Genomic DNA, 15,139 nt, shown 5'->3' with positions numbered 1-15,139 from the left:
TGGGCCGTGTCGCGCGGTCCCGGGGCCACTGCGGAGAGCCCCGGGACGCGCGTGCCGCGCTCTTTAGAGGTTGGTCATGTCCACCGGGATGCGCGCGTCGGCGCCGTCCCGCAGGATCGTGGCCTCGATCAGACCGTACGGACGGTCCGCGGCGAAGTACACCTCGTTGTCGTTCTTGAGGCCGAAGGGCTCCAGGTCGACGAGGAAGTGGTGCTTGTTCGGGAGCGAGAAGCGGACCTCGTCGATCTCCGAACGGTGGTTGATGATGCGCGAACCCATCTGGTAGAGGGTCTGCTGCAGCGAGAGGGAGTAGGTCTCCGCGAAGGCCTGCAGCATGTGCTTGCGGGTCTCGGCGTAGGACTTCTCCCAGTTGGGCATCCGCTGCTCGTCGTCCGACCAGTTGAAGCGCCAGCGGCTCGACACCTGGGTGGCCAGGATGCGGTCGTACGCCTCCTGCAGGGTCGTGTACTTGTCCTTCACGTAACCCCAGAACTCGGAGTTCGTGGAGTTCATGACGACGAGGTCCTTGAGGCCGGAGATGACCTCCCAGTTCTGGCCGTCGTAGGTGATCTGGGTGACGCGGGTCTCCTGGCCCTGGCGGACGAAGGAGTGCTTGACCTCGTCGGCGCCGATGAACTTGGAGTTGGCGTCGGACGTGGCGATGCGCTCCCAGCCGTACTCCTCGATCCGGATGCGCGCGCGCTGGATCGGCTCCTGGCTGTTCACGAACCAGCGGGCCAGGTGGATGCCGAACTGCTCGGCGGACTCGATGCCGTACTCCTTGGCGAAGGCGTACACCGTGTTCTTGGTGGTGTCCGTCGGCAGGACGTTGGCGTTCGAGCCGGAGTAGTGGACGTCGTCCATGTCGCCGGAGAGGGCGACCGAGACGTTCAGGTCCTTGATGTGGTGCGTGTCGCCGTCCCGCGTGATCTTGACGACGCGGTTCTCTGCTTTGCCGTACTGGTTCTGGCCCAGAATCGTGGCCATGCTAGCTCCCTCGGTAAACGGAGTAGCCGAACGGGTTGAGCAGCAGCGGTACGTGGTAGTGCTCGCCCGGGTTCACCGCGAACGTGATGGTGACCTCGGGGAAGAACGTAGCGCTGTCCCTTACGCGGGGGGCGTCCTGCTGCGCCTCGGCTTGCTTCTTCGAAAAGTACGTCTCGGTCTCGAAGTCGAGACGTACGTGTGTGGTGCCCTCCGGCAGCGCCGGCAGGTCCTTGCAGCGCCCGTCGGCATCGGTGGCGGAGCCGCCCAGGGCCGCCCACTCGCCGTCGAGGCCCGTACGGGCCGACAGGGAGATGGCGACGCCCTCGGCGGGCCTGCCGATGCTGGTGTCCAGGATGTGCGTGGACACCGACGCGGTGGTCTCGGTGCTCATGGTCGGGCTCACTCTCCTTCTACGAGGCGGGTCAGGCGGATCTTGTTGATCTTGACGAGCTCGCCGCGGGCGATTTCCCGCTCCTGCTCCGGCGAGTTGTCGATCCGGACCTTGACCGCGTCCCGCATGAACTCACCGGTCGCACCGGTGGCGCAGATGAGGAAGACGTGGCCGAACTTCTCCTGGTAGGCCAGGTTCAGTTCGAGGAGCTCGTTCTTGAGCTCCTCCGAGGCGCCGGCCATGCCGCGCTGCTCGCGGGCGGAGGTCGGGTCTCCCGGCTTCGGCCGGCCGATCGGCGCGTGGCCTCCCATCGCCTCGGCCAGGTCCTCCGCGGTGAGCTCCGCCATGGCGGCCTCGTTCGCGGCGAACAGGGACTCGGCGGTGGCGAAGGGGCGCTGGGCGAGCATCTTGCTCCCCCACACCGAGCTGGCGCACACCTCGTGCAGCTCGGCCGTGGCCGCGCCGTCCTCCAAGGTGTTGATCCGGGTGAGACCCGGGGTCGGACTCGAAGTCACGGTAGGCCTCCGTGGCCTGTTGTTGCTTTGACGGGCTGCGCATAGCTAACGCTCTCCACAACACGGCGTCAACACTTTGTTGAAACTTCCCGTACACAAAAGCCGCCGCCCGGGTGAATTGGGCGGCGGCTCGTCACCGTGAGTCAGAATCTGTTCACGCTTGGGCGTTCTTGCCGGGGTTTTCCCTGTTCAAGTAGTTGTAGACCGTGAAGCGGCTCACGCCCAGCGCGCCCGCGACCGTTTCCACGCCGTGCCGCACGGAGAAGGCGCCCCGCGCCTCCAGTATCCGCACGACGTCCTGCTTGGACTTCCGGTCGAGCTGGGCCAGCGGTACGCCGTGCCGGCGCTCCAGCGCGGCCAGGATGTGGTCCAGCGAGTCCGAGAGCTGGGGCAGGCGCACGGCGAGCAGCTCCCGGCCCTCCCAGGTCAGCACGACGTCGTCGGGCGTGGCCTGGGACGGGTCCATCAGCTCGCCGCCCATGGCGTCCACGAGCGGCTTGACCGCCGCGACGAAGGGGTGGTCGCGGGGCTCGGTCATGACGTCTCCTCGCCGATCACGTTGACCTGGAGGGTGACCCGCGTGGCCCCGGCCCCCAGGGAGTCGCGCAGCAGCGCGCTCACGGCGGACAGCACCCGGTCGGCCTCGCCCTCCGCGGTGTTGCCGAAGGGGCCGACGTCCACCGCCTCCAGCTGGGCCTTCTGGATGACCTCGCGGGCCGCCACGGCATGGTCGGGGGCCTCTTCGAGATCGAAGGGCTCGGTCGTGAACTCCACTCTCAATCGCACGCCGTCAAGCTACCGCGGCGTCTCGATTTTTCGGGAGTCCGCACTTGACATCCGCGCGGAACCCCATGCAGTCTTCCATCAAGCAGAAAATAACTTCCGCAATACGGAAGGAGCGCACACCCCTCATGGGATACACGGACCAGCGCTTCGATGTGAACCTGTCGATCCTCTTCACGGAACTCCCGCTCCTGGAGCGCCCCGCGGCCGCCGCCGCGGCGGGCTTCACGGCGGTCGAGCTGTGGTGGCCCTGGATCGAGACCCCCACCCCCGCTCAGGCGGAGCTCGACGCCCTCAAGAAGGCTCTTGAGGACGCCGGCACCCAGCTGGTGGGCCTGAACTTCTACGCCGGCCGGCTGCCGGGCCCGGACCGCGGCGCGGTCTCGGTACCCGGTGAGGAGTCGGACCGCTTCAACGCCAACATCAACGTGGCTGCGGACTTCGCCGCCTCGGTCGGCTGCAAGGCGCTCAACGCCCTGTACGGCAACCGCGTCGAAGGCGTGGACCCGGCCGTCCAGGACGAGCTGGCCCTGGAGAACCTGGTCGTGGCGGCGCGGGCCGCGGACCGCGTGGGCGCGATCCTCCTGATCGAGACCCTCAACAAGCCCGAGTCGCCGCTCTACCCGCTGGTGAGCGCCCCGGCCGGCATCGAGGTGGTGGACAAGGTGAACGAGGCCACCGGCCTCGGCAACGCCAAGTTCCTGCTCGACCTGTACCACCTGGCGATGAACGATGAGGACCTCTCCGAGGTCATCGAAAAGTACGCCGCCAAGACCGGGCACGTCCAGATCGCGGACAAGCCGGGACGAGGTGCTCCGGGCACCGGCGAGCTGCCCCTCGAGGAGCTGCTCGACCAGCTGAAGAAGGCCGGATACGCGGGCTACGTCGGCCTGGAGTACAAGGCCGCGGACGCCGCCGCCTCCTTCGCATGGCTGCCGGCCGAGGCCCGCGCCGCCGAGTAAGAGGACGAAGTCCGGGCGATCAGCCAGGCACCTCACGCACTTTTCGTACAAAGCATTAAGAGAAGGACCCTCATCATGAGCAACCCCACTGCGCTTCCGTCGATTGCCTGGATCGGTCTCGGAATCATGGGCTCCCCCATGTCCGAGAACCTGCTGAAGGCCGGCTACTCGGTCACCGGCTTCACCCTGGAGCAGGACAAGCTGGAGCGCCTGGCCGCCGCCGGCGGCACCGCGGCCGGCTCGATCGCCGAGGCCGTCAAGGACGCCGACGTGATCATCACGATGGTGCCCGCCTCCCCGCAGGTCGAGGCCATCAACTACGGCCCCGAGGGCATCCTCGAGAACGCCAAGTCCGGCGCGCTGATCGTCGACATGTCCTCGATCACCCCGCAGACCTCCGTGGACCTGGCGAAGAACGCCGCCGAGAAGGGCATCCGCGTCATCGACGCCCCGGTGTCCGGCGGCGAGGCCGGCGCCATCGAGGCCGTCCTGTCGATCATGGTGGGTGGCGAGCAGGCCGACTTCGACACGGCCCTGCCGATCCTGGAGACCCTCGGCAAGACCATCGTCCTGTGCGGCCCGCACGGCTCCGGCCAGACGGTGAAGGCCGCCAACCAGCTCATCGTCGCGGTGAACATCCAGGCGTGCGCCGAGGCCGTCGTCTTCCTCGAGAAGTCGGGCGTGAACCTCACGGCCGCCCTGGACGTCCTCAACGGCGGTCTGGCCGGCTCCACGGTCCTGACCCGCAAGAAGGACAACTTCCTGAACCGCGACTTCAAGCCCGGTTTCCGGATCGACCTGCACCACAAGGACATGGGCATCGTCACCGACGCCGCCCGCAACGTCGGTGCCGCCCTCCCGGTCGGCGCGGTCGTCGCCCAGCTGGTCGCCTCGCTGCGCGCCCAGGGTGACGGCGGCCTGGACCACTCGGCCCTGCTGCGCGCCGTCGAGCGCCTCTCCGGCGCCCAGGTCTGAGTCCCCCCGCCGGGCCCCCACGGGGCCCGGACCGTCCCCTCACGCAGGGGGCACTGAGTCTCCGGACGGTGCCGGTGCTGACACCTGTCCTGTCGCGCCCAAGCGCCGGCACCGTCCGGGTCACCTCACCCCACAACTTCGTTCAACAAACTGTTGACGTTTAGTTCTCGCCGAATTTAGGCTGTTCCGCATGACGGAAGACGCTTTCCGTCAGCAGTTACCCGTACGGAAGGTCACCATGTCGAAGCGCACGCTGACGACCGAGTCCGGCGCCCCGGTCGCCGACAACCAGAACTCCGCCACCGCCGGCGTCGGTGGCCCGCTCCTGATCCAGGACCAGCAGCTCCTGGAGAAGCTCGCCCGCTTCAACCGTGAGCGCATTCCGGAGCGTGTGGTGCACGCCCGCGGCTCGGCCGCGTACGGCTACTTCGAGGTGACCGACGACGTCACCGCCTACACCAGCGCCGCCTTCCTGAACACGGTCGGCAAGAAGACCGAGACCTTCCTGCGGTTCTCCACCGTCGCCGACTCCCTCGGCGGCGCGGACGCGGTGCGCGACCCCCGCGGCTTCGCGCTGAAGTTCTACACCGAAGAGGGCAACTACGACCTCGTCGGCAACAACACCCCGGTGTTCTTCATCAAGGACCCGATCAAGTTCCCCGACTTCATCCACTCCCAGAAGCGCGACCCCTTCACGGGCAAGCAGGAGCCGGACAACGTCTGGGACTTCTGGGCGCACGCCCCCGAGGCCACGCACCAGATCACCTGGCTGATGGGCGACCGCGGCATCCCGGCGTCCTACCGCCACATGAACGGCTACGGCTCGCACACCTACCAGTGGACGAACGAGCAGGGCGAGGCCTTCTTCGTCAAGTACCACTTCAAGACGAACCAGGGCATCCGCTGCCTCTCCGGCGAGCAGGCCGCCGAGCTCGTCGGCAAGGACGCCAACTCGCACCAGACCGACCTGCTCCAGGCGATCGAGCGCGGCGTGAACCCGAGCTGGACCCTCTACGTCCAGATCATGCCGGCCGCCGAGGCCGCGGACTACCGCTTCAACCCGTTCGACCTCACCAAGGTGTGGCCGCACGCCGACTACCCGCTGCAGCGCGTGGGCCGCCTGGTCCTCGACCGCAACCCGGACAACGTCTTCGCCGAGGTCGAGCAGTCCGCCTTCTCCCCGAACAACTTCGTCCCGGGCATCACCGCCTCGCCGGACAAGATGCTCCAGGGCCGCCTGTTCGCCTACGCCGACGCCCAGCGCTACCGCCTCGGTGTGAACCACACCGTGCTGCCGGTCAACGCCCCGAAGGCGACGAAGGCCGACAACTACGGCCGCGACGGCGTCATGGCGCTGCGCAACGGCTCGCGCCACGACAAGAACTACGAGCCCAACTCGTACCAGGGCCCGGCCGAGACCGGTCTCGCCCTCGGCGCCCCGAAGGCCGTCTCCGGCTACACGGGCACCCACGAGGCCCCGGCCCACACGAAGGACGACGACTTCTTCCAGGCCGGTGAGCTCTACCGCCTGATGTCGGAGGCCGAGAAGCAGCGCCTGGTGGCGAACATCGCCGGCGGCCTCTCGCAGGTCACCCTCGAGGACGTCATCGAGAAGAACCTGGCTCACTTCCACGCCGCGGACGCCGACTACGGCCGCCGCGTCGAGGAGGCCGTGCGCGCCCTGCGCGACGCCTGAGCCGACATGGATGTACCGGGGGCCTGACGGGAGGTCAGGCCCCGGGTGCTGAGCCCGACCCGTGGACCCGGATGAGGGGTGGTACGCGGCGAGGGCAGGACGAGGACCGTGGCGAGCGTGCGAGCCAGTGCGGTGGTAATGGGTTCCGAGGCCCGTCTCTTGACCTGAGGGAGACGGTGCCGGAGTTCTCGTCGCCCGCCCGCCACGGTCCCAGCCACTCCTCTTCCTCCAGGGGCTGCGCACAGAGCGCCCTGCAGGAAGGGGGGACATCCTCCCCACACACTCCGCCCGGCGGTGCGAACGTCCTGTCGCGCCAGCCTCGCACCGTCGGGCGGTAACAAACCAGAGCGCCGAGTCACGGACGGTCCCGTGACTCGGCGCTTTGCCGTACCCGGGTGCTCGGCGTGCCGGTGGCACGAAGGCGGGCCGCAGGGCGGGCGGCAGGTCGGACGTGTTCCCGAACACCGCACGGGGGCGGGGGGCGGGGGGGCGGGCCGGGCCCCTACCAGTCGGTGTCGGCGCCGGGTTCGGTGTCCAGGGCCTCGCGGTCGAAGAGCAGCATCCCGAGGAAGAACAGCCCTCCCAGGACCAGCAGGCCGGCCACGACCACGACGGGGACCAGCGCCTCCCGCGGCGTCACCAGGACGAACAGCGCGAGCAGGGTCCAGACCAGCGCGCAGACCGCGACGGGCAGTTCGAGGCGGCCGAGGTCGAAGGCGCCCTCGCGGCGGCCCAGGCGGCGGCGTACGGCCAGGTAGAGCACGATCGTGGCCCCGTAGATGAGGGCCGGCAGGATCGTCGACGCCGTGATCAGCTCCAGCAGCGCCGCGCCGGGCAGCGCGACCATCAGGACGCACCCGAGGGCGAGGATCAGCAGGGTCGCCGGGATCGGCGTCCGCGTACGGGGGTCCACGCGCCGCATCACGCCGTGCGCGGGGAAGCGCGCGTCGCGCGACATCGCGTAGACGAGCCGCGAGCAGGCGGTCATCACGACGATCCCGGCGCCGAAGAACGCGAACGAGATCGCGACGAGCAGCACCTTCTCGGCGGCCGGACCGAGCCGGTCGCGCATGATCGCCGCGACCGGCGAGCCGTCGGCGCTGATCCGCGCGACGTCCTCGATCGCGACGGTGAGGGCGATGAGGAGGAGCATCCCGAGGATCCCCGCGGCGACCACCGACCCCACGATCGCGCGGGGGACGCTGCGGTGGGGGTCCTTGGCCTCCTCGGCCAGGTTCGCCGCCGAGTCGAAGCCCACGAGGGTGGCGAGGCCCATGATCATCGCGAGCATCAGACCGCCGCCCACGGCGAAGTAGTCGGGTGCGTGCGCGGCGACGCCTCGCGAGGTGAGGTTGGCGGGCGAGCCGTCGCCCGTGACCGCCACGGCGACGAGCAGGGCGATCGCCACGACCACGACGAGCACCACTTCGAGGCCCACCGCGGCCGAGTTGATCCAGCCGACCAGGCGCGTCGAGGCGATGGCGAGGACGGCCTGGAGGAACAGCACCACCAGGGTGATCACACGGGCGGTGCCCTCGTCGGCAGCGATCCCGGCGAGCGGCATGAAGGCCTGGCTCGCCAGCGCGTTGTCGATGGCCACGACCGCGATCGCCAGATAGCAGAAGGTCAGCCAGCCGAACCACCAGCCGACCCGGGGACTGCCCAGCCGCGAGGCCCACTGGTACGAGGATCCGCTGAGCGGGATGCGGGCCGCGAACTGGGCGACCACCAGCGCCACCAGGGTCTGCCCCACCGCGGCGGCCGGCCAGAGCCAGATGCCCACCGGCCCGGCGGTCCGCAGCACCTCGTCGTAGGTCGCGAAGACGCCGACCGCCACCGAGATGAACGCGAACGAGATCGCGAACACCTGGAAGGAGCCCAGTGTGCGCTTCAGCTCCTGCCGGTATCCGCCGAGTTCGGCGTCACCGACGCCACCGGCGGCAGGGCCGCCACTGTCCGGTCCGCCCGGTCCGCCCGTCGAAGCCTGTGCCACCGCGGCCACCTCGCAATCCGCCGGCCCCGGCGGCAGCCGGAGGCTCCGGCCAGTGTCCTGCGCCGGGGCCCGCCCTCCCGGCCCACGGCGGCCGACGCACGCGAAGGAGCCCCGAACGGACGCGCCGCGACCCCCGCCCTCCTCGCGGAGGGACGGGGGTCGCGGCGTACGGCCGGAGCCGGGGATCAGACCTGCAGGGCCTTGATCGCGGTCGGGGCGTGACCGGGCTCGGTCGCGAGCTCCTCGAACTCGGTGACGTCGCTCATGTCGACGGTCTTGCTCATCGAGATGTTGGTGATGCGCTCCAGGATGGCCTCGACGACGACCGGGACCTGGAACTCCTGGGCCAGCTTCTTGGCCTGCTCGAAGGCGGCGCCCAGCTCGTTCGGGTCGGTGACGCGGATGGCCTTGACGCCCAGGCCCTCGGCGACCTTGACGTGGTCGACGCCGTAGGCGCCGAGCTCCGGGGTGTTGATGTTCTCGAACTCGAGGTTGACCTCGAAGTTGATGCCGAGACCGCCCTGCGCCTGACGGATCAGGCCGAGGTAGGCGTTGTTCACGAGGACGTGGACGTAGGGGACCTTGTGCTGGGCGGCGACCGCCAGCTCCTCGATCATGAACTGGAAGTCGTAGTCGCCCGAGAGCGCGACGATCGGGGTCTCCGGGTCCGCGGTGGCGGCACCGATGGCGGCCGGGATGGTCCAGCCGAGCGGGCCGGCCTGGCCGCAGTTGATCCAGTGGCGCGGCTTGTAGACGTGCAGCATCTGCGCGCCGGCGATCTGGGAGAGGCCGATGGTGGTGACGTAGCGGGTCTCGGGACCGAACGCCTTGTTCATCTCCTCGTAGACGCGCTGCGGCTTCATGGGGATGTTGTCGAAGTGCGTGCGGCGCTGCAGGGTGGCCTTGCGCTCCTGGGCGGAGGCGGCCCAGGCGGAGAAGTCCGGCAGCTTGCCCTCGGCCTTGAGCTCCTTGGCGACCTCGATGAAGAGCTCCAGCGCGGCCTTGGCGTCGGAGGCGATGCCGAAGTCCGGGGCGAAGATCTTGCCGATCTGGGTGGGCTCGATGTCGACGTGGACGAACTTGCGGTCGCCGAGGTACGCGTCCAGGTTGTAACCGGTGTGACGGTTGGCCCAGCGGTTGCCGATGCCGAGGACGACGTCCGACTCCAGGAAGGTCGCGTTGCCGTAGCGGTGCGAGGTCTGGACGCCGACCATGCCGGCCGCCAGCTCGTGGTCGTCCGGGATGACGCCCCAGCCCATGAGGGTGGAGATGACCGGGATGTTGGTCAGCTCGGCGAACTCGACCAGCAGGTCGGAGGCGTCGGCGTTGATGATGCCGCCGCCGGCGACGATCAGCGGGCGCTCGGACTCCAGCAGGAAGCTCAGGGCCTTCTCGGCCTGGGCGCGGCTGGCCTGCGGCTTGTAGACCGGCAGCGGCTGGTAGGTGGCCGGGTCGAACTCGATCTCGGTCAGCTGGACGTCGATGGGCAGGTCGATGAGGACCGGGCCGGGACGGCCGGAGCGCATGAGGTGGAACGCCTGCTGGAAGACGCCGGGGACCTGCGCGGCCTCCAGGACCGTCGTGGCGGCCTTGGTGACCGGCTTGGCGATGGCGGCGATGTCGACGGCCTGGAAGTCCTCCTTGTGGAGCTTCGAGACCGGAGCCTGACCGGTGATGCACAGGATCGGGATGGAGTCCGCGATGGCGGAGTACAGGCCGGTGATCATGTCGGTGCCGGCCGGACCCGAGGTGCCGATGCAGACGCCGATGTTGCCCGCCTTGGCGCGCGTGTACCCCTCGGCCATGTGCGAGGCGCCCTCGACGTGGCGGGCGAGCGTGTGGTTGATGCCGCCCACGTTCTTGAGCTCGCGGTAGAAGGGGTTGATCGCAGCACCGGGAACACCGAACGCTTGTTCGACACCCTCGAGCTTGAGGATCTCAACTGCAGCAGCGGCGGCTGTCATACGAGGCATCAGGTTCTCCTGCGGGTCTGGCGGTCAGGCTTTTCCGTAATCCGGAAGTTTTGTTCTGCTATACGGAACAAGCTAAGCGGCGTCTCCTTCGGCGTCAAGGCGGTGGGAGGCCCCGGAAACCACCAAAAGCCGCATCTCGCTCGACGACTTGTACAAATCACCGATCCACGGGCGGGAACGGGGCGGAAATGGCGCGCACGCTCGCCCCGGCGGTCGCCGGTGGTGGAGCATGGAGCCACGCACGGCGACGGAGGGCGACGGAGGGGGTCAGGGGTCATGGCGGAAGCGGTACCGGTGCGCTGCCCGGCGTGCCTGCGCGAGAACGGCTACACCGCGCCGGTCTTCCCCTGCGCCTGCGGGAGCCCGGTCCATCCCCCGCTGGACCTGTCCGCGCCACCGCTGCTGCTGACCCACCGCACCTGGTCGGACAGCTGGGTGACGGTGCGCTGCACGGCGTGCGGGCGGGAGAGCGAGTGGCCGCACCCCGAGCTGGGCTGCGGATCGTGCGGCACGGTGGTGCGCCTTCCGGTGCACCCGCCGGAGCAGCCGGAGGCCGGTACGGGGCGCGGTGCGGGTGCGGAGCCGGCCGCGGATCCGGGGACGGGTGCGGGGGCGGGTGCGGGTTCGGGGGCAGCGGCGGGACCGGGATCCACCGCGGCGGCGGACCCCGCGGCCACGGGCCGTGCTCCCACGGGTCGCGCGGCCGCACCGGCGGACCCTCGCCGCGGGGCCACCGACGGGACGGACGACGGGACCGGCGACGGGACCGACGGCGGCCGGGTGGCTCGGCCCGGACCGGACCCGGCGCGGACACCGCCGGGTCCGGCGGCTGCCGTCCCGCGGCCTGCGTTCCGGCCCGTGACCATCCGTACGGCCCGGGACGCGGTGGCCACCGCCGCGCTGTACCTGCGCTGGCTCGGCTTCCAGGACGTACGGCAGCCCGACGGCCGTCCCATCCCCTCGGCCGCGGTGGACCTGCACGCTCCGGGGCTGGTCGCGCAGGTGGACCCGACCACCGCGCCGGCCGGGCTGCGGGCGGTGGAGTGCGTCTGGCTGAACGGGCTCACGGCTTCTGCGACCAGCGTCTACTTCTCGCTCGCCGGATACACCGAGGACGCCCGCAGCCGCGCGGACGATCTCGGGATACCGCTGTTCGTCATGGACCTCACGGGCATGCCGCAGCCGGTGAACGACCCGGCGGACGCGCTGGTGGGGTCGGGCGCGTAAGCGGGTGCGGGTGCGTAGTGGGTGCGGGTGCGCCGCGGCCGACCCCGTAGGCTCGGGGCATTACCCCGCCGACTGTCCGAGGAGAGTCCCGTGAGCCTGTACGACATCCCGCTGACCACCCTGTCCGACGAGCCGACCAGCCTGGCCGCGCACAAGGGGAAGGCGATCCTCCTGGTGAACACCGCGTCGCAGTGCGGTCTCACCCCGCAGTACTCGGGGCTGGCCCGCCTGCAGTTCGCGTACGAGGCGAAGGGCTTCACGGTCATCGGCGTGCCGTGCAACCAGTTCGGCGGGCAGGAGCCCGGCAACGCCGAGGACATCCAGACCTTCTGCGCGGCCGGCTTCGGCGTCACCTTCCCGATGCTGGAGAAGTCCGAGGTCAACGGCGAGAACCGGCACCCGCTCTACCAGGAGCTGGTGAAGACCGCCGACGCGGACGGCGAGGCGGGGGACATCCAGTGGAACTTCGAGAAGTTCCTGATCTCCCCCGCCGGTGAGGTCGTGGCGCGCTTCCGCCCGCGCACCGAGCCCGAGGCCCCCGAGGTCATCGCCGCGATCGAGGCGCACCTGCCCGCGTAGGCGCGTACGTACGGGTTCCCACGGACCGGGCGCGGGCGCGCTCGCGTACGGACCGGGGGCGCCGCACCGCCCCCGCGGGCCCGGCTCAGCCCGGCTCAGCCCAGGTCGGCCTCGCGGTACTCCGCCGCCGACCCGGCCGCCGTGAGCTCGCGCAGCTCCACCCGCCGGATCTTGCCGGACACGGTCTTCGGCAGCTCGCCGAACTCGATGCACCGGATCCTCTTGTACGGGGACAGCACGGCGCGGGAGTGCTCGAACAGCACCCGGGCCGTCTCCGGCCCGGGCTCCCACCCGCCCGCGAGGGTGACGTACGCCTTCGGGACCGCCAGCCGCAGCTCGTCCGGTGCGGGCACGACGGCGGCCTCGGCGACCGCCTCGTGCTCCAGGAGGGCGCTCTCCAGCTCGAACGGGCTGATCTTGTAGTCGGAGGCCTTGAAGACGTCGTCGGAGCGGCCGACGTAGGTGAGGTAGCCGTCGGCGTCGCGGGCGGCGATGTCGCCGGTCCGGTAGAGCCCGTCCGCCATGGCCTCGGCGGTGCGCTCCGGGTCGTCCCGGTAGCCGGTCATCACCCCGGCGGGCCGTACGCGCAGGTCCACGCAGAGCTCGCCCTCGTCCGCGGACTCCTTGCCGGTGACCGGGTCGAGCAGGACGATCTCGTAGCCGGGCGCCGGGCGGCCCATGGAGCCGGGCTTGACGGGGACGCCGGGGAAGTTGCCGACCTGGAGGGTGGTCTCGGTCTGGCCGAAGCCGTCGCGGATGGTGACGCCCCAGGCCTCTCGGACCTTCTCGATGACCTCCGGATTGAGGGGCTCGCCGGCGGCAACGGCCTCGCGCGGGGGCCTGGCCAGCCGGGTGAGGTCGGACTGGATCAGCATCCGCCACACGGTGGGCGGGGCGCAGAAGGTGGTCACGCCGTGCCGGTCCATCTCGGCCATCAGGCGTTCGGCGTCGAAGCGGGCGTAGTTGTGGACGAAGACGGTCGCGCCGGCGTTCCAGGGGGCGAAGAGGTTGGACCAGGCGTGCTTGGCCCAGCCGGGCGAGGCGATGTTGAGGTGGACGTCGCCGGGGCGCAGGCCGAGCCAGTACATGGTGGAGAGGTGGCCGATGGGGTACGAGGCGTGGGTGTGCTCGACGAGCTTGGGGCGGTCGGTGGTACCGGAGGTGAAGTAGAGCATCAGGGGGTCGGTGGCGAGGGTCTCCCCGTCGGGGGTGAAACCACCCTCGGCGTCGGCGTCGGCGGGGTCCGGGAGCCGCAGCCAGCCGGCGGGAACCCGGGCCTCCTCCCCGGCGGCGATCCGGGTGTAGTCGCCCGGCACCTCGTCGAACTTGGCGGTGTCCTCGGCGCGGGCGACGACGTGGCGCACGAGGCCGCGTTCGACCCGGTCGCGCAGGTCGGCGGGTCCGAGGAGGGGGGTGGCTGGGATGACGACGGCGCGCAGTTTCATCGCGCCGAGCATCACCTCCCACAGTTCGCGCTGGTTGCCGAGCATGACGAGGATCCGGTCGCCGGCCGCGACGCCCCGGGCGCGCAGCCAGTTCGCGGTCGCGTCGGAGCGCGCGGAGAGCTGCGCGAAGGAGAGGGCCTCGCTGGTGCCGTCCTCCTCGACGATGCGCAGGGCGTCGGCGTCGTTGCCCGCGGCGATGTGGTCGAACCAGTCGAGGGCCCAGTTGAAGCGGTGCGGGCGGGGCCAGGTGAATCCGGTGTGGGCGGCTTCGTAGTCGCCGCGTCGCTCCAGCAGGAAGTCCCGCGCGGCGAGGAACTGGGCGGCGGCGCTGTTCCGGGCACTTTCGGTCGTCATGGCAGGTATCGTGCCGCGTCCGGTGCGCGGACCACCAGGGCGGCGTCAGCCGTGAGTTGACTGTGCCTCAGGGGCGGATCGGCGCGAACCGTACGGTCGGGGCGGGCCGGCCGGGGCCGTCGGGCAGACCCCCCATCCCGGCGATCAGCTTCTCCCCCTCGTCGACGATCTCCTCCTCGGCCGCCTTCGTCACCCCGTCGAACAGCTCGACGGTGAGTACCGCGCCCTCCAGCTTCCACAGGCCGGCGAGGAACCCGTCGACGAGCAGGGTGCAGTGGGCCTGGTTCCCGGTCCAGCTGCGCCCCTTGACCTCGGGGGCGACCACGCGGGTCCGGTCGGCGTGCGACAGCAGCAGGTTGTCGAACTCGGGGAGGAAGCGGGGCGGCGCCGGGGTGGCGGCGTCGGGGCGGGGCGCGTCGGGCAGGTCGAAGAGCTCCGCGCCGCTCTCGTCGCGGAAGACGAGCAGCCCGGGGCGCAGCCGCTCGAAGGCCTCGCGCAGCCTGGTCAGCCCGGCCCAGGTCTGCATGTCCTTGACCGAGGCGGGCCCGAACGCGGCGAGGTAGCGCAGGACGACGTCGTCCACGGGCTGCGCGGCTCCGGCGGGCTCGCCGAGCCAGTTCTCGACGGTGGTGAGCCGCACCTGCCCGCTGCGGCCCCACACCCCGCGGGGCGTGACCTGGACCAGCGGCAGCCGGCAGCGCGCGGCGACGGACAGGGACTGCGGGTCCGCGTCGGGCCACTCCCGGAGCAGGTCCTCGCGGATCTCGGCCATGGTGCGCGGCGCACGGTCGACGAGGTCGCGGGCCCGGTCGGCCAGCCGGTCCAGGTCCACTCCCACCAGGCCCTTGCGGAAGTAGTCGACCTCGCGGTCGCGGGCGGGCTGGACGAGGGGGCGCAGGGTGAGGGCGTCGTGCGCAGTGTGGGTGTGGATGGTGGAGCGCATGGTGACCATCCGGACCACCTCGCGGGACTCCATGAGACCGGCCAGTTCGGCGGGGTCGAAGCCGGCGAGCCGGGCGTGCAGCTGGAAGTAGGGCGGCTTGACGTTCTGCGCCTGCAGCCCGAGCAGGTGGGCGACGGCGTCCCGCGCGGACATCTCGGCGCGGCTCAGCAGGAGCTGGCGCGCGAGCGTGGCACGGTTCAGCGCGCGGGTGTCGAGTACGGGATGTGTCGTCCTGGAAGCCATGACAGCAAGCTATCCACCTTTGCGGACACCTACTGTCCGCAACTCGACGGCGAAGGTCGGCCGGAATCGCTCC

The 15,139-nt window shown here is 70.4% G+C and carries 14 protein-coding genes; 5 read left to right on the top strand and 9 right to left on the bottom strand.

Translation table 11 applies throughout. The features are described from left to right. Positions 1–63 precede the first annotated feature (63 nt). The 5 genes from pucL to AB0O53_RS12195 all read right to left on the bottom strand — a co-directional run bounded on the left by pucL (position 64) and on the right by AB0O53_RS12195 (position 2,679). Positions 64–987: a factor-independent urate hydroxylase gene (pucL, locus tag AB0O53_RS12215; RefSeq protein ID WP_030656696.1), complete on the bottom strand. Its 924-nt coding sequence runs from the start codon at positions 985–987 to the stop codon at positions 64–66. A gap of 1 nt (position 988) precedes the next feature. Beyond that, positions 989–1,378: a hydroxyisourate hydrolase gene (gene uraH / locus AB0O53_RS12210; protein ID WP_350992386.1), complete on the bottom strand. Its 390-nt coding sequence runs from the start codon at positions 1,376–1,378 to the stop codon at positions 989–991. Between the two features lie 8 nt (positions 1,379–1,386). Then, a complete protein-coding gene (gene uraD, locus AB0O53_RS12205; RefSeq protein WP_350992388.1) occupies positions 1,387–1,893 on the bottom strand; it encodes a 2-oxo-4-hydroxy-4-carboxy-5-ureidoimidazoline decarboxylase in 507 nt (168 codons plus the stop codon). 154 nt (positions 1,894–2,047) lie between these two features. Continuing rightward, on the bottom strand, positions 2,048–2,431 hold the full coding sequence (locus tag AB0O53_RS12200) for a helix-turn-helix domain-containing protein (RefSeq protein WP_365194946.1): 384 nt from the start codon (positions 2,429–2,431) through the stop codon (positions 2,048–2,050). Then, positions 2,428–2,679, bottom strand: a complete 252-nt coding sequence (locus AB0O53_RS12195; protein WP_365194943.1) for a YkoF family thiamine-binding protein — start codon at positions 2,677–2,679, stop codon at positions 2,428–2,430. Before AB0O53_RS12195 ends, AB0O53_RS12200 begins: the two co-directional genes overlap by 4 nt. A 125-nt stretch (positions 2,680–2,804) precedes the next feature. Here AB0O53_RS12195 and AB0O53_RS12190 point away from each other — a divergent pair, with 125 nt between their 5' ends. The 3 genes from AB0O53_RS12190 to AB0O53_RS12180 all read left to right on the top strand — a co-directional run bounded on the left by AB0O53_RS12190 (position 2,805) and on the right by AB0O53_RS12180 (position 6,309). Continuing rightward, positions 2,805–3,638: a TIM barrel protein gene (locus AB0O53_RS12190; protein WP_350992391.1), complete on the top strand. Its 834-nt coding sequence runs from the start codon at positions 2,805–2,807 to the stop codon at positions 3,636–3,638. Positions 3,639–3,713: 75 nt separating this feature from the next. Next, entirely contained in the window at positions 3,714–4,613 is a 900-nt protein-coding gene (locus AB0O53_RS12185) for a 2-hydroxy-3-oxopropionate reductase (protein ID WP_350992392.1), read from the top strand. Between the two features lie 238 nt (positions 4,614–4,851). Continuing rightward, positions 4,852–6,309, top strand: coding sequence for a catalase (locus AB0O53_RS12180; protein ID WP_030822343.1), 1,458 nt, complete (start codon positions 4,852–4,854; stop codon positions 6,307–6,309). 502 nt (positions 6,310–6,811) lie between these two features. Here the strand turns inward: AB0O53_RS12180 and AB0O53_RS12175 are convergent. Then, on the bottom strand, positions 6,812–8,302 hold the full coding sequence (locus tag AB0O53_RS12175; protein WP_350992394.1) for an APC family permease: 1,491 nt from the start codon (positions 8,300–8,302) through the stop codon (positions 6,812–6,814). Between the two features lie 185 nt (positions 8,303–8,487). Beyond that, positions 8,488–10,275 (bottom strand): glyoxylate carboligase, encoded by a 1,788-nt coding sequence (gene gcl, locus AB0O53_RS12170; protein WP_350992396.1) that lies wholly within the window; start codon positions 10,273–10,275, stop codon positions 8,488–8,490. Between the two features lie 276 nt (positions 10,276–10,551). Between gcl and AB0O53_RS12165 the strand changes: the two genes are divergently transcribed. Next, entirely contained in the window at positions 10,552–11,502 is a 951-nt protein-coding gene (locus AB0O53_RS12165) for a hypothetical protein (protein ID WP_365194938.1), read from the top strand. 90 nt (positions 11,503–11,592) lie between these two features. After that, positions 11,593–12,081 carry a glutathione peroxidase gene (locus AB0O53_RS12160; protein WP_350992400.1) on the top strand — a complete coding sequence of 163 codons (489 nt, stop codon included), beginning with the start codon at positions 11,593–11,595 and terminating at the stop codon, positions 12,079–12,081. Between the two features lie 95 nt (positions 12,082–12,176). Here the strand turns inward: AB0O53_RS12160 and AB0O53_RS12155 are convergent, their stop codons facing one another. Further along, complete coding sequence (locus tag AB0O53_RS12155) at positions 12,177–13,880, bottom strand: AMP-binding protein (RefSeq protein WP_350992402.1); 1,704 nt, start codon at positions 13,878–13,880, stop codon at positions 12,177–12,179. 67 nt (positions 13,881–13,947) lie between these two features. Further along, entirely contained in the window at positions 13,948–15,066 is a 1,119-nt protein-coding gene (locus AB0O53_RS12150; RefSeq protein ID WP_350992404.1) for a winged helix DNA-binding domain-containing protein, read from the bottom strand. Positions 15,067–15,139 lie beyond the last annotated feature (73 nt).

It is taken from the genome of Streptomyces erythrochromogenes (assembly GCF_040684695.1).
In the GTDB taxonomy this organism is placed as follows: domain Bacteria; phylum Actinomycetota; class Actinomycetes; order Streptomycetales; family Streptomycetaceae; genus Streptomyces; species Streptomyces erythrochromogenes_C.
This window is presented reverse-complemented; position numbering and strand designations above follow the sequence as displayed.